The sequence below is a fragment of the Flavobacterium segetis genome (genome assembly GCF_900129575.1).
Classification (GTDB): domain Bacteria; phylum Bacteroidota; class Bacteroidia; order Flavobacteriales; family Flavobacteriaceae; genus Flavobacterium; species Flavobacterium segetis.
The window spans coordinates 37,976-53,416 of record NZ_FQWE01000003.1; the positions used below are offsets into that span (position 1 = coordinate 37,976).

Annotated in this window: 10 protein-coding genes; 7 read left to right on the forward strand and 3 right to left on the reverse strand. The window is 32.0% G+C overall.

Annotation, left to right across the window (positions count from 1 at the left end):
- Positions 1-62 precede the first annotated feature (62 nt).
- Together BUA99_RS04510 and fbp are read right to left on the reverse strand one after the other, a co-directional pair.
- Complete coding sequence (locus tag BUA99_RS04510; RefSeq protein WP_072988870.1) at positions 63-848, reverse strand: polysaccharide deacetylase family protein; 786 nt, start codon at positions 846-848, stop codon at positions 63-65.
- Between the two features lie 342 nt (positions 849-1,190).
- A complete protein-coding gene (gene fbp, locus BUA99_RS04515) occupies positions 1,191-2,210 on the reverse strand; it encodes a class 1 fructose-bisphosphatase (RefSeq protein ID WP_072988873.1) in 1,020 nt (339 codons plus the stop codon).
- A gap of 169 nt (positions 2,211-2,379) precedes the next feature.
- Between fbp and BUA99_RS04520 the strand changes: the two genes are divergently transcribed.
- From BUA99_RS04520 to BUA99_RS04550, 7 genes are all read left to right on the forward strand, one after another.
- Positions 2,380-2,883 (forward strand): GNAT family N-acetyltransferase, encoded by a 504-nt coding sequence (locus tag BUA99_RS04520; protein ID WP_072988875.1) that lies wholly within the window; start codon positions 2,380-2,382, stop codon positions 2,881-2,883.
- Positions 2,884-2,926: 43 nt separating this feature from the next.
- Positions 2,927-4,180 carry an aspartate kinase gene (locus BUA99_RS04525; RefSeq protein WP_072988878.1) on the forward strand — a complete coding sequence of 418 codons (1,254 nt, stop codon included), beginning with the start codon at positions 2,927-2,929 and terminating at the stop codon, positions 4,178-4,180.
- Positions 4,181-5,234: 1,054 nt separating this feature from the next.
- Positions 5,235-8,666 carry a hypothetical protein gene (locus BUA99_RS04530; RefSeq protein WP_072988880.1) on the forward strand — a complete coding sequence of 1,144 codons (3,432 nt, stop codon included), beginning with the start codon at positions 5,235-5,237 and terminating at the stop codon, positions 8,664-8,666.
- A 60-nt stretch (positions 8,667-8,726) separates the two neighbouring features.
- Positions 8,727-9,776: a glycosyltransferase gene (locus BUA99_RS04535; RefSeq protein WP_143151715.1), complete on the forward strand. Its 1,050-nt coding sequence runs from the start codon at positions 8,727-8,729 to the stop codon at positions 9,774-9,776.
- Positions 9,777-9,869: 93 nt separating this feature from the next.
- Positions 9,870-10,448, forward strand: a complete 579-nt coding sequence (locus tag BUA99_RS04540) for a non-canonical purine NTP diphosphatase (protein WP_072988884.1) — start codon at positions 9,870-9,872, stop codon at positions 10,446-10,448.
- Positions 10,449-10,642: 194 nt separating this feature from the next.
- Positions 10,643-12,580, forward strand: coding sequence for a DEAD/DEAH box helicase (locus tag BUA99_RS04545; RefSeq protein ID WP_072988886.1), 1,938 nt, complete (start codon positions 10,643-10,645; stop codon positions 12,578-12,580).
- Positions 12,581-12,668: 88 nt separating this feature from the next.
- Positions 12,669-13,436, forward strand: a complete 768-nt coding sequence (locus tag BUA99_RS04550; RefSeq protein WP_072988889.1) for a carboxypeptidase-like regulatory domain-containing protein — start codon at positions 12,669-12,671, stop codon at positions 13,434-13,436.
- Positions 13,437-13,951: 515 nt separating this feature from the next.
- On the opposite strand, the gene guaB is transcribed toward BUA99_RS04550, so the two are convergent.
- A complete protein-coding gene (gene guaB / locus BUA99_RS04555; RefSeq protein WP_072988892.1) occupies positions 13,952-15,424 on the reverse strand; it encodes an IMP dehydrogenase in 1,473 nt (490 codons plus the stop codon).
- Positions 15,425-15,441 lie beyond the last annotated feature (17 nt).

Sequence of the window (15,441 nt, forward strand, 5' to 3'; positions counted from 1 at the left end):
ACTATAATTTATTAACTCGGACTAGCTTCATGTCTATTTCTAAAATAATGCAGAACCTGTAATCAAATTTTACTCATTTCTTTCAAATATAGTTCAGAAACAGTATAAAATTTCATGTTATTAGCCTGAACATATTTAGAAATCTCTATAAGAGTTTTGTATTCAGTTTCATATTTTGCGGTGGCTTTCAAAACAGGTTTGTGTGCATAGAAAATTACAACTTTATTATTCTCTTTAGCATATTTGAGTAAGGATAAAAAGTATGGAATACTAAATTGTGGGTAATTATTATCTATGCCTAATCCATATAAAACTCGACTATTATCATCAAAATAACACTTTTGCAAATTTGGTGGTTCATGACCATAAGTGGTTCCCCTAATAATATTAAATTCATGTAATAAAATAGTATCTGTAAGTGAATCTCTAGAGCCATAAGGATAAGCAAAAGAATGGACTGGGAATGATTTTTGTCTCATTGACTCTATCATGGGGAGAATCTCCTCGTCTAAATAACTCATTTTGCCATTATTTTTTTCAAAAGTGGCTGCTTTTAAATGAATCCATCCATGTCCTCCAATTTCATTTCCTTTGTTTTTTAATCTCTTTAGCTTATTTAATTGTTCATACGAGAGACTGTTAAATTGTGAAATAAAAAAGGTTGCCTTCCAATTGTATTTACCCAGAAGCTTATCAACGTTATACCATTGATCTACATAAGTATCATCAAAAGTTATCGCTACACCCGCTTGGATTTTTTTTTTAGAAAACGTAACACTTTCTTTATTTTTATTGCACGAAAATAAAAACAAACTAATTATTAAAACCACAATTTTCTTAGCCTTCATCTTGTTACTATTTTAAAGCAATCTCGTTTAAGGTCGCCAAAGTAGTGATTTTTTTTTAGGTGATATCATTGTTTTTCAATAAAAAGAAGCCGAAAAAATCGCCTCTCTAAATGATTAGTAAATTTGTTTTTAAAAAGACAAAATGGGAGACATAAAAGTAATAATTTCAATAATAAATCCTTTTTTATCGTAATTTTTTTAAGATGCGTTAGCTAAATTTGACATCTAAATAATTGTGTTTTTAAAGTTCGCTAAGATAAATCTACTAGCGTGATTATAAAATTTAGATCATTTTGCTTTAACAACAAATAAAAAGGAAGTCTGTCAAAAATTAATTTCTGTCTAATACTTAGATAATTTGGCTTTCATCATAAAATCTTCCGCTTTTTCAACCATATTATAACTTCCGCAGAAAAAAGGAACACGTTGATGCAATTCCGTTGGAGTTATTTCCATGATACTTCCAAAACCATCCGAAGCCTTTCCGCCTGCCTGCTCTACAATAAAAGCCATTGGATTACATTCATATAATAAACGTAATTTCCCTTTTGGCGCTTTAGAACTAGTAGGATAAATATAAATTCCACCTTTAATCATATTTCTATGAATATCCGAAACTAAACTTCCTATATAACGAGAAGTATACGGCCTATCTTCTTCTTCGGTTTGACAATATTTAATGTAATCCTTGACACCTTGTGGAAAATGAACATAATTCCCTTCATTGATAGAATAAATTGGACCATCTTTAGAGAATTGCATATTAGGATGTGACAAATAAAAAGTACCAATCGCAGGGTTTAAAGTAAATCCGTTCACGCCATGCCCAGTTGTGTACACGATCATAGTTGATGTACCGTAAATTACATATCCTGCCGCCACTTGATTGATTCCTGGCTGTAAAAAATCTTCAATTGTAACTGGAGTTCCTATTGGAGTAATTCTTCTATAAACTGAAAAAATTGTTCCTACAGAGACATTTACATCAATATTTGAAGAGCCATCAAGGGGATCCATTAGCACAACATATTTATTATTATGACTTTTATCGCTACCGGCTACGGTAATAAAATCATCATTTTCCTCTGAAGCAATACCACACACAATTTCTCTGTTAATCAAAGTTGAAATAAAAACTTCATTGGCATAAACATCTAATTTTTGCTGGTCTTCACCTTGTATATTTTGCTCACCTGCAGCACCCACAATATCAACTAATCCAGCCTTATTAACTTTATAGTTGACAACCTTCGCAGCCAAACGTATGGAATTGATAATTCGAGATAATTCTCCCGAGGAATATTGAAAAGCATTTTGGTTTTCGATGATAAATTCACCTAGCGTTGTGTTGCGTTCTTTCATTGCGAAATCGTTGTAGTTAATTTGAAGTAACAAATATCGGTTTTTTTGTGAAAATGAAATGAATAATATTTACTTAGTTTAACCGTATTGTATATTTGCTTGAAAAAATGATCTATTTTTAAATCAAAAACAGAACATTCATCAATAATAATCAATAAAACAAAGAATCATGAATATCAGAAAAGGTGAAAAAGAGGATATGAAAGCGGTTTTAGGACTTATCCAAGAATTAGCTGAATTTGAAAAAGAGCCAAGTGCTGTTCTTGTCACAGAAGCTGATTTAGTTCGTGATGGTTTTGGGACAAATCCTTTATTTCAGGTTCTAGTTGCAGAAATTGAAAGTGCTTCCAGTAATAAAGAAATAGTAGGAATCGCTTTATACTATTATCGTTTTTCAACTTGGAAAGGAAGAACGATTCATCTGGAAGATTTAGTGGTTAAGGAAAGTATGCGTGGCACAGGTATGGGTTACGCTTTATATTCTGAAATTATAAAACAAGGGAAAAAAGATGGAGTTCGACGAGTAGAATGGAATGTCCTAAATTGGAATACTCCTGCAATTGAATTTTATAAAAAATCAGGAGCTAGAGTTCTCGATGATTGGATGGTTGTTCAGATGGATGAGGAAGGAATAAACAATTTTGTTGAAAATAAATTGAAAGTTAGAGGTTAGAATTTAGAATATTAGAACTTAAAATGTTGGAATCAATATAATTATGAGAGTATTTAAATTTGGTGGTGCGTCAGTAAAAGATGCTGCGGGAATTAAAAACGTATATGACGTTTTACAAAAAGTAGGTTATGAAGATGTTTTGTTAGTGGTTTCAGCAATGGGCAAAACTACAAACGCACTTGAACTTGTTATCCAAAATTATTTCGATAAATCTCCAGAATTAAATTCCTCTGTTCAAGAAGTAAAAAAATATCACAACCAAATCCTAATAGATTTATTTGAGGACGATAAAAAAGAAGTTTTTGAGGCTGTTAATTCACACTTTGGCGATCTAGAATATTTTTTGATACATAATAAATCACCTAACTATAATTTTGTTTATGATCAAATAGTCAGTTTTGGAGAATTAATTTCAACAACAATATTGAGCCATTTCATGAATTTCATGGGAACAAAAACACAATGGTTAGATGTACGAAATTTTATAAAAACAGATGCTAACTATAGAGATGCAGAGGTGAATTGGGAAATGACGCAGAGAAATATTTCCAAAAACATTAAAAGAAAAATGCTTAACGTTACCCAAGGTTTCTTAGGCTCTGATGAAAACAACTTTACAACCACCTTGGGCCGAGAAGGATCTGATTATACTGCCGCTATTTTTGCTTATTGTCTAAATGCTGAGAGTGTAACCATTTGGAAAGACGTTCCGGGAGTCATGAATGCAGATCCTAGGTACTTCGAAAATGCGAGTTTGCTCAATCAAATATCCTATCGTGAAGCAATTGAACTTGCATTTTATGGTGCAACAGTAATTCACCCAAAAACTTTGCAACCTTTACAAAAAAAGGAAATTCCTTTGTTTGTAAAGTCATTTATAAATCCCTTACTAAAAGGAACTAGCGTCTCTAGAGGAGCCGATTTAGAGCCTTACTTACCTTGTTTTATTGTAAAGAGAAACCAACTTTTAATTTCGCTATCCTCTATTGATTTTTCATTTATAATGGAAGAGAACATTAGCGAAATTTTTGCTTTGTTTCACCAGTTTAAACTTAAAGTAAACTTAATTCAGAACTCAGCTATTAGTTTTTCGGTTTGTGTAGAGGATAAATTTGGAAATTTCAATGATTTGAAAGCTCTTTTATCTAAAAAATTCAAAGTGGAGTATAATGAGAATGTAACTTTATATACCATCAGACATTTCGATGAAAATGCTGCACAAACAGTGGAAGGGAATAAAATTGTTTTATTAAAACAATTGAGTCGAGAAACGATGCAGGTGATTACGAAAGAATGAAATTAAAAGAGAAATTAAAATAGTTTTTCTTGCTTATAGTATTAAATAGAGAAAAGAAAAAGAATGAACTATTAAATTCTAAATATTTAATAGAGATTTCGGTCAAGTAAAACAAAAATCTTTAAAATTACGTTGTTATGTTTTTATGCACGTCAATTTTCTGAATTTTTTTAGAAAATAAAAAGTGATTTGGCGAGATTATTTTACCATCACCTGAATGCGTTTTGGATTGGGACGATCACCAATTTCAAATTTTACTAAGATATTAATAATGTTAATTACTAAAAATACAGCAACTTGATTTAACGTAAATTAAAATAAATAATGTAAAACTGTTTTTTGATGTGAAGCGATTGTAAAACATATAATTTGTAGTTTGTAGTTTGAGTTTACAATCCCTAAAAAGACGCTTACTATACTCTTTACTTTTACATCTTTCAAAATAGTAGTTTAAATTCAATAAGCTGTTAAAGAACAACTTAACTCTCCCTTCGTATTTATAAAATATACTTATCCATCTGTACTTGAGTAGCAATACCTCCGTTTTTCAAAGCCTAGTTAGTTTGTTTCAATTTAGCCAGTTCAAATTCCAACAGAATATGAACTTTTAAATTCTTGTCAATAATTTGATTGATTTTCTCAAAGACAGCTTTATCGTTAATCGAAGTTATGTTTTTTAGACTCTTTTTTTTTGTAAGGCTGTAATGGTCATAACACGAATATTTTTCAAAAAGTTACTACTTTAATGTCTTTATCAACTTTTTTTTAAACTTTTAAGGTTTCCTTGTGCTTACCGGGAATTTTTCGGATTTAGCCAATCAGATGTTTTTTATAAATTAAATTACAACATTATTTTAAAGTTAAAGAGTTGTAAGCGCAAGTTTTTTTAAAAAGACTTATTATTCTTTAAATTGTTGTAATTTGTCTTATATTGAAAAATAGAAAATCAGAGATCTTCCTTATTTAAAAGTTCACTAAACTCTTCAACTAAATTTACCCTTTTCAAATTACCAATTATAAATACTACTTTTGATACTTTTGAGTTAATGTATTTATGTTTAAAAAACTACTTTTTTGGATTGCCATAAGTTGTTTTTCTGGGCTACAGGCACAGGAAATTAATTTGTTGTATAAATCTAAAAAAATGTTTCTTTCTCGAGATACTCTTTATATTGAAAAAGGAAGTATCAATCCTAGTTTTTTTAAATTATTTGATGCCAACGGCCAGCCGATCGACAGTTCCCAATTTAAAATTAATTTTAAGAAAGGAACTTTAATTTTTAATAGCGAAACTACTATAAGTTCAGATTCAATAACTGTCGAGTACTTAAATTTCCCTGAATTATTGACTAAAGAATACCGAATTTACGATCCAAGTAGAGTAATCGAAAATCCATCAGGATTAGGAAATCTATATGCCGTTGAAAATCCAAAATCGAAATTAAATGTGCCATTTGATGGGCTTAACACTTCAGGAAGTATCACGCGTGGAATTACGATTGGAAATAATCAAAATGCGGTGCTAAATTCTAATTTAGATTTACAAATCACAGGAAAAATTTCCGAAAAAGTAAGCTTAAGAGCTTCCATTCAAGATAGTAATATTCCACTACAAGATGGCGGATATTCTCAAAAACTAGATCAGTTTGACAATGTTTTTATGGAATTATTTAGTAATGAATGGAATATACGAGCTGGAGATATTTTCTTAGAAAATCGAAAATCACAATTCCTTAACTTTAATAAAAAAGTGCAAGGCTTATCCACTAGTTTCAACTTTGGTTCTGAGACTAATAAAACCAATGTATTTGCGTCAGCATCGCTAGTTCGCGGTCAATATGCTAAAAGTAATATTGTAGGACAAGAGGGAAATCAAGGTCCTTATAAATTAAAAGGACAAAATGGAGAGCTTTATGTATTAGTCATTTCAGGATCAGAGCGCGTTTATGTGAATGGACTATTATTAAAAAGAGGAGAAAACAACGATTATACAATAGATTATAATGCGGGCGAAATTATTTTTACACCACTTTTTACAATAACTTCTGAAATGCGTATTGCAATTGAATATCAATATTCTGATAGAAATTACACGCGTTTTGTAACTTATGCCGGTGCCACTCACGAAAATAAGTCTTGGAGCTTTGGAGCCTATGTTTATTCAGAAAATGATCAAAAAAACCAACCTTTACAGCAAAACCTTTCGGCGGAGCAAGCTCAAATTTTAGTTGAAGCAGGGGATAATTCGAACTTGATGGTTGCTCCTTCCGCTTATTCAGACACGTACTCTGAAAACAAAGTTCTCTATAAAAAAACCATTTTCAATGGCGTTGAAATTTATGAGTTTTCGAATGACAAACTAGATGAACTATTTAATGTTAGATTTACTTTAGTAGGTGCTAACGCTGGAAATTATATTATCACAAATTCAACAAACATAACTCGAGTTTATCAATATATAGAGCCCGTAAATGGAATTCCGCAAGGAAATTACGAGCCTATTATTCCACTTATTGCACCTACCAAAATTCAAGTTGCTACATTTTTAGGGAAATACAAACCTGGCGATAAAACAGCAGTCGATTTTGAAATAGGAATAAGCAACAATGATAAAAACTTATTTTCGACAATTAATGATGACAATAATAAAGGTTTAGCGACAAAAATAAATGCAAAACAGCGTATCTTTTCTAAAAAATGGAAATTAGATGCTTTTACTAATTATCAATACATTCAAAAGAATTTTCAAGCCATTGAGCGGTTGTATACCATTGAATTTGATAGAGATTGGAATTTAGGCACAGCAGGTATTGGCAATCAGAGTTTGCTAATCTCAGGATTACAATTAGATCTAAATCCAAAAATCAATTCACAAAATCAAGGCAAAATTTTGTATCAATTTGAAAAACTTGATTTTTCAGAAAATTTTTCGGGAAATAGACATATTTTGGATGGATTATTTCAGCTTAAAAAATGGAGTTTTTTAAATCAAGGAAGTTTTTTAAAAAGTGAAAGTTCTGAATTCTCCTCTCAGTTTTTAAGAAATCAATCTCGACTTCGTTTTCATTTTAATAAAAATTGGATTGGCTCTACGATGCGCTTAGAAAACAATCAGGAAAAGAATAAAGCGACAAATCAATTTTCGGCTTTAAGCCAAAAATTTACTGAATATGGTATTTATACCGGCCGTGGGGACAGTACAAAAGTTTTTGTAGAGTTAGGTTTTTTAAAACGAACTAATGATAGTTTACAAAATGGAATTATTAAAAGGGTCAATGCTTCGCAGTCTTTTCAATTAAAGTCTAAATTGATTCAAAACAATAAAAGTGATTTATCACTGTATGCCAACTACAGAATATTAGATTTTGAAGATCCCACTAGAAAAAAAGAATCTTCGTTGAATTCAAGAATTGTTTACACTGACCGTTTTTTTAATCAATTAATTCAAAATACTACCGTTTATGAAACAAATTCAGGAAGTATACCACAACAAGAATTTTCATATTTAGAGGTTCCTGTAGGACAAGGAGTTTATACATGGAATGATTATAATAGTAATGGCATTCAGGAATTACAAGAATTTGAAATAGCTCCATTTATTGATCAGGCAAAATTTATACGTGTATTTTTACCCAATAGGATTTATATCAAAACACTTCAAAATAAATTCTCACAATCAATAACTTTTAATCCAAATCAATGGCAAAATGAAAAAGGATTAAAAAAACTTATTTCTTACTTCTACAATCAAACAGCTTTTATCATTGATAGAAAAAATCGCAGTGATGGAACTACTTTTGATTTGAATCCTTTTAGTAATTCGAATGAAAATGTGCTAGGGCTAAACTCAAGTTTACGAAACAGCTTGTTTTACAATCGAGGCAAACAGGATCATTCAGTTACCTACACCTATTTAAAAAATAATACTAAAAATCTACTTTCTATTGGTTCGCAACAAGCTACAAATAGTTCAAATCAGTTGCAATATGCACATTTATATAGGAAGAGTTGGCTATTTGGTTTTTTTACCAAAACAATTCAAACCACAATAAAATCAGAAAATTTTCCCGAAAAAAATTATGAGATTACAGGATTTCAACTTGCTCCAAAGATTACCTATTTATTTTCAAAAAATACGAGCTGGGATATTTTTTATGAACTTCAAAATAAAAATAATCAAATAGGAATTTTCGAAGAACTAACTCAAAATCGTTTTGGAACTGCCTTTGCTTATGCTAGTGAAAAAAAATTTACTATGAATAGCGAAATTTCTTATTACCAGAATAAATTTAGTGGAAATGAATTTTCAGCTGTGGGTTTTCAAATGCTGGAAGGACTGCAAACAGGACAAAACTTGACTTGGAAACTACTTTTGCAAAAAAATATTACGCAGTTCTTAGATATTAATTTTAATTATCAAGGTAGGAAAAGTGAAACTAGCCAAGCCATCCATACTGGAAATGTACAATTGCGCGCTTATTTTTAAATTAAAGATAGTTTGTCAATTGAAGTTTTCATAACACTATTCTCAATGAGTCCTAAGTCTATGAAAAAAACAATATTAATTGCGCCTCTAAATTGGGGATTAGGTCATGCAACAAGATGTATTCCTATAATAGAGGCTTTATTGGAAAATAATTATAACCCAATAATTGCTTCAGATGGAAAAGCATTATTAGTATTAAAAAAAGAGTTCCCTGAGTTAATATCTCTTGAGCTTCCCTCCTACCAAATTGAGTATCCAAAAAATGGTAAAAATCTAAAATGGAAATTATTTCAAAATGGCTTGAAAACTATTCGAGCGGTTCAGCAAGAAAAAAAAATAATTGCAAAGTGGATCAAAGATTATAGAATAAGCGGCATTATTTCAGATAACAGACTGGGAGCTTACAACAGCGAAGTTCCATCCATTTATATTACCCATCAATTGAAAGTGATGTCAGGAAATACGACTTGGATTAGTAGTAAAATACACCAACAATTCATAAAAAAATATACTGAATGTTGGGTTCCTGATTTTAAAACTGAGCCAACTCTCAGCGGTAAACTTGGACATTTAGCAAAAACTAGCTTAAAAATTAAATACATTGATCCTTTGAGTCGCCTGTATAAAAAAGATATGCCAATAAAGTATGACCTAATGATTATTCTTTCTGGACCAGAACCACAGCGCGGACTTCTTGAGGCAAAACTAAAAAAAGAAGTTTTGAAATATGAAGGTCAAATCGTTTTTATAAAAGGTGTGATTGAAGAAAATCAAATAAAAAAACAAGAAAAAAATGTAACCCTTTATAATTTTATGACTTCTAAAGAACTTGAAGAAACTTTTAATTCTAGCGAACTAATTCTTTGTCGCTCTGGTTACACTACAATAATGGATTTAGCGCAATTGCAAAAAAAAGCATTTTTTATTCCCACGCCAGGACAATTTGAACAAGAATATTTAGCCCAAAAAATGCAAGTAGAAAATTTAATTCCCTTCTCAAAGCAGGATGATTTTAAAATGGAACATCTTCAAAAAATTATTCGTTTCGAAGGGTTGCCAAAAATAAATTCAGCGAATAATTGGAAAATGTTATTTCAGGTTTTTCAATAATAAAGTTTAAAAGATCACTTTCTAAAAATCAATATTCCTCTTTTATTTTATCCAAAAAATATATCTTTGAGGTCTAATTATAAAGTCTCAAAAATGCAAATTGTCTTTGCTTCTAGCAATAAAAACAAAATATTTGAAATGCAGAGTATGCTTCCTAATGCTATCAAAATTCTTAGTTTAGAAGATATTGGTTGCCTCGAAGATATTCCAGAAACCGCAGATACTATTGAAGGTAACGCAATTTTAAAAGTAAATTATGTAAGCAGTAAATATGGTTGCGATTGCTTTGCTGATGATACAGGCTTAGAAGTTGAAATCTTAAATGGCGTACCTGGCGTATATTCAGCTCGATATGCTGGAGAACAACGCAGTGCTGAGGACAACATGAATAAATTACTGACTGCACTTGTAAACAAAGACAATAGAAATGCACGTTTTAAAACGGTAATAGCTTTAAACATTAACGGTATTCAAAAATTATTTACAGGAGTTGCAGAAGGCGAAATTACAATTAAACAGTCTGGAGATGGAGGATTTGGCTATGATCCTATTTTTAAACCAAAAGGTTATGAGAAAACATTTGCAGAATTATCGCTAGAAATAAAAAATGAAATTAGTCATAGAGGTAAAGCGACGAAACAATTGCTTGATTATCTCACAAAACTTGGATAATTAAACATTTCTTCATTATTTACGTGCGAAAATTATTCTATAGTAAAGTAATTAAGCTCTAAATTGATTAACCAAATTTTCTAAATTCATTATTAAAAACATAACAATCTGATAATCAAATCACAATTTCTTAAAGTAGCATTAGTTTATATAAATAATTTAGAGTAATTTTGCACCCTATTTTAAAAATACATATGAATAAATTTGAACAATTAGGATTGAGTGAATCGTTACTGAAGGCGATTTTAGATCTAGGATTTGAAAGTCCGACCGAAGTACAGGAGAAAGCGATTCCCCTATTATTGGAAAAAGATACAGATATGGTTGCGTTGGCTCAGACAGGGACAGGGAAAACGGCAGCTTTTGGTTTTCCAGTTATCCAAAAAATTGATGCTGACAACAGAAACACACAAGCATTAATTTTATCTCCAACTCGCGAACTTTGTTTGCAGATTACCAACGAAATTAAAAACTACTCTAAATACGAAAAAGGTATTAATGTGGTAGCAGTTTACGGTGGAGCTAGCATTACAGACCAAGCGAGAGACATAAAGAGAGGTGCACAAATTATTGTGGCAACTCCAGGAAGAATGCAAGATATGATTAATAGAGGTTTAGTAAACATCTCTCAAATTAATTATTGTATTCTTGACGAAGCTGACGAAATGTTGAATATGGGTTTCTACGAGGACATCGTAAACATTCTTTCTACCACGCCAGACGACAAAAACACATGGTTATTCTCTGCAACAATGCCTGCTGAAGTAGCGCGTATTGGAAAACAGTTCATGAAAGATCCAATTGAAATTACTGTTGGAACTAAAAATTCAGGTTCAGCTACCGTTTCTCACGAATTTTATTTAGTAAATGCACGCGATCGTTACGAAGCTTTGAAGCGTTTAGCTGATGCCAATCCAGACATTTTCTCAGTAGTTTTTTGTCGTACCAAAAGAGATACGCAAGCCGTTGCTGAAAAATTAATTGAAGATGGTTATAGCGCAGCAGCTTTGCATGGAGATTTATCTCAAGCACAACGTGATGGGGTAATGAAATCTTTTAGAGGAAGACAAATTCAAATGCTTGTAGCTACTGATGTTGCGGCACGTGGAATTGACGTTGATAACATCACTCACGTAGTAAATTACCAATTACCTGACGAAATTGAAACGTACAACCACCGTTCAGGTCGTACGGGTCGTGCTGGAAAATTAGGAACTTCGATTGTAATTGTAACTAAAAGTGAATTGCGTAAAATTTCTTCTATTGAAAGAATTATTAAGCAAAAATTTGAAGAGAAAACGATTCCTTCTGGAATAGAAATTTGCGAAATTCAATTGTTACACTTAGCTACTAAAATTAAGGATACTGAAGTTGATCATGAAATTGACAACTACTTACCAGCAATTAATAGCGTTCTTGAAGGTTTATCAAAAGAGGAATTGATCAAGAAAATGGTATCAGTTGAATTCAACCGCTTTATCAATTACTATAAGAAAACTAGAGATATATCTACTCAATCTGGCGAAAGACGCGAGCGTGATGATAGAGATGGTGCTCCAAGAGAAAACAATAATGGTGGTGCAACAAGATATTTTGTGAACATAGGTTCTAGAGATAATTTTGATTGGATGTCACTGAAAGATTATTTGAAAGAAACATTAGACTTAGGTCGTGATGACGTTTTCAAAGTAGATGTAAAAGAAGGTTTCTCTTTCTTTAACACTGATCCAGAGCACACAGATAAAGTAATGGAAATATTGAATAACGTACAATTAGAAGGACGTAGAATCAATGTTGAAATTTCTAAAAATGACGGTGGCGGAAGACGTGACCATAATGGAAGAAGCTCAGGTGGAAGTTTTGGCGGTGGAAGAAGTTCTGCTCCAAGACGTGAAGGTAGCTTTGCTCCAAGACGTGAAGGTTCTTCAGGTGGCGGATTTAGAAGCGACAGAAATTCAGCTCCAAGAGAAGGTGGGTTTGGCGGAAGAAGTGATTCAAGAAGCTCAGCTCCAAGAAGAGAAGGTGGTTTTACATCTGATAGACCAAGAACCGAAGGATCATCTGATAGAGCACCAAGACGCTCTGAAAGCTTTGGTGATTCACCAAGACCTAGAAGACCAAGAAAAGAGTAGCATTCATTGTTAATCTTCTTATAATTATATTGAGAAACTACAAAATATTTAATCCTGATTTATTACTTTTAAAGTCTTAAATTAGTATATGAAATATTTTGTAGTTTTCTTATTTATATTCCTATCGGCAACTGCTATTTCGCAAGTTAAAGAACCCTCCCACAAAGTAAACGCGATTATTATAAGCAATACCACTAAGCAACCATTAGTAGGTGTAAATATCATTAATGTCAATAAAGTAAGAGGAGCCACAACTGATTTAGATGGCTATTTTGAAATAGATGTTCAAGTAAATGACACTTTACATGTTACAAGTTTAGGTTTTCAGTCGCTACGAGTAAGAGTTACAAATGACTGGATAAAAAATATTACCACAAAAATTCAGCTTACTGAAAAAGCTATTGCTTTAGAGGAAGTAGTTATTCGTCCATTTAATTTAACTGGTTATCTAGAAGTTGATACAAAAATCATTCCCGTAAAAGAAAATTTTAGATACAGCATTTCTGGATTAACTCAAGGTTATGAAGCGGGACAATATTCTCCGAATGCTTTTGGTAGAGTTCTAGGGTCCATTTTTAATCCTGCAGATGTTCTTTACAACTTCTTTGGTAAGAATCCTAAGGAACTCCGTAAACTCAAGGAGATGAAGAAGGATGACACCGTTAGAAATCTTTTAGAATCAAAATTTGATCGTGAGATGATTTCAGTACTTTTAGGAGTGGAGAAAAATGAAATCGCAGAAATTTTACAACGTTGCAACTATTCAGAGTCATTTATACAAACCGCAAATGACCTTCAAATTATGGACGCGATAAGCGGCTGTTATGAAGAATACAAGATTTTGAAGAAAAAATAACGAAAATAAAATTTCAATTGTCGAAAATAAATCTATTCCTTTGTAATAAAATTGAATGTTTTTAAACGAGATATCTTAAATTTTAATATTGGTTTATTACTGTACTTGTTTTGAGTAAGAGACTTAATTAGTATATAAATAAATGCTTAGACAAAATAGTACCATCATTTTTTTATCAAAGTTAGAGTAGCAAATTAATTTTTATGATAAAAAATTTAGTTCAAATTTGTGAAATCTGTTTTAAAAAAAGTACTGCTATTGATTTTTACTATTTTTTGTTTCAAAATCAAAAAATAACCTATATTTACTCGCATAACAAACACTAATTTTAAATATCTAAATCATGGCAAAAAGTCAAGACGCAAAGAAAACTGCGAAAAAGGAGCCTTTAAAAACAGCAAAGGAAAAGAAAGAAGAAAAAAGAGATAAGAAAAATTCTCCAAAAAGAGATTAATTTCTAATAAAAAAGGCTGTCAAGTTTTACTGACAGCCTTTTTTGTGTTCTAAAATATTATTTATCTAGAATAATTCGGAGCTTCTTTTGTGATGGTTACATTATGAGGATGACTTTCATTAATTCCACTAGCAGTAATTCGAACAAAACGACCCGTTTCTTGGAGAGTTGGAATATCTTTTGAACCACAATAACCCATACCAGCACGCAGTCCGCCTATGAATTGTTGCATGCTTTCATTCAGCTCCCCTTTGTAAGGCACGCGACCTACAATTCCTTCAGGGACTAATTTTTTAACATCATCTTCTACATCTTGAAAATAACGATCCTTTGAACCTTCTTGCATCGCTTCAACTGAACCCATTCCCCTGTAGGACTTGAATTTTCTTCCTTCAAAAATAATAGTTTCACCAGGAGATTCCATAGTTCCAGCTAAAAGTGAACCTAACATAACGCAATCAGCACCTGCAGCGATAGCTTTAGGAATATCACCTGTGTAACGAATTCCACCATCAGCGATAACCGGAACACCAGATCCTTTGATAGCCGCAGCTACTTCAAGAACCGCAGAAAACTGAGGAAAACCAACACCAGCAACGATACGAGTGGTACAAATGGAACCAGGTCCTATTCCCACTTTTACACCATCAGCTCCATTTTCGACTAAAAATTTAGCTGCTTCCGGTGTGGCAATATTACCTACAATTACATCTATTTGCGGAAATTTACTTTTTACTTCTTTTAAAACATTTACAACTCCTTGAGTGTGTCCATGCGCTGTATCTATAATGATAGCATCAACACCAGCCTTTACTAATGCCTCAGCTCTTTGGACCGCATCACCTGTTACACCAATTGCTGCAGCAACACGTAAGCGACCATATACATCTTTATTTGCAATAGGTTTTTGTGTGAGCTTCGTTATATCTCTAAATGTAATTAATCCAACTAATTTATAGTCCTTATTTACAACAGGTAATTTTTCGATTTTATGCCCTTGTAAAACTACCTCAGCTTGTTCTAAAGAAGTTCCCTCTGCAACAGTAACTAGATTTTGGGTAGTCATTACCTCAACAATAGGTCGAGAAATATTTTTTTCAAAACGTAAATCTCTATTAGTCACTATGCCTTTTAGAATTTGGTTTTCATCAACAATAGGGATTCCACCTATTCCAAATTCTTTCATTGCATTTTTGGCATCAGCCACGGTTGATGTCAACGGTAAAGTAACAGGATCGATAATCATTCCTGATTCTGCACGTTTAACTTTTCTAACCTTTGCAGCTTGCTGCTCTATGGTCATATTTTTATGCAAAACGCCTATTCCTCCTTCTTGAGCCATAGCGATTGCCATTGCACTTTCGGTAACTGTATCCATAGCAGCAGATACAATAGGAACGTTTAATGTTATATTTCGAGAAAATTTTGATTTGATACTCACTTCGCGCGGAAGCACATTCGAGTAATTTGGAACTAATAGGACATCATCGTAAGTTAATCCTTCACCGATAATCTTAGTGTTGTGTGCGATCATTGCAATTGTACTTGGAG

Bases quoted from the DNA above. Each gene is read 5' to 3' on its own strand.
- BUA99_RS04510 (WP_072988870.1), bottom strand. From the start codon at position 848: ATGAAGGCTAAGAAAATTGTGGTTTTAATAATTAGTTTGTTTTTATTT.
- fbp (WP_072988873.1), bottom strand. From the start codon at position 2,210: ATGAAAGAACGCAACACAACGCTAGGTGAATTTATCATCGAAAACCAA.
- BUA99_RS04520 (WP_072988875.1), top strand. From the start codon at position 2,380: ATGAATATCAGAAAAGGTGAAAAAGAGGATATGAAAGCGGTTTTAGGA.
- BUA99_RS04525 (WP_072988878.1), top strand. From the start codon at position 2,927: ATGAGAGTATTTAAATTTGGTGGTGCGTCAGTAAAAGATGCTGCGGGA.
- BUA99_RS04530 (WP_072988880.1), top strand. From the start codon at position 5,235: ATGTTTAAAAAACTACTTTTTTGGATTGCCATAAGTTGTTTTTCTGGG.
- BUA99_RS04535 (WP_143151715.1), top strand. From the start codon at position 8,727: ATGAAAAAAACAATATTAATTGCGCCTCTAAATTGGGGATTAGGTCAT.
- BUA99_RS04540 (WP_072988884.1), top strand. From the start codon at position 9,870: ATGCAAATTGTCTTTGCTTCTAGCAATAAAAACAAAATATTTGAAATG.
- BUA99_RS04545 (WP_072988886.1), top strand. From the start codon at position 10,643: ATGAATAAATTTGAACAATTAGGATTGAGTGAATCGTTACTGAAGGCG.
- BUA99_RS04550 (WP_072988889.1), top strand. From the start codon at position 12,669: ATGAAATATTTTGTAGTTTTCTTATTTATATTCCTATCGGCAACTGCT.
- guaB (WP_072988892.1), bottom strand. From the start codon at position 15,424: ATGATCGCACACAACACTAAGATTATCGGTGAAGGATTAACTTACGAT.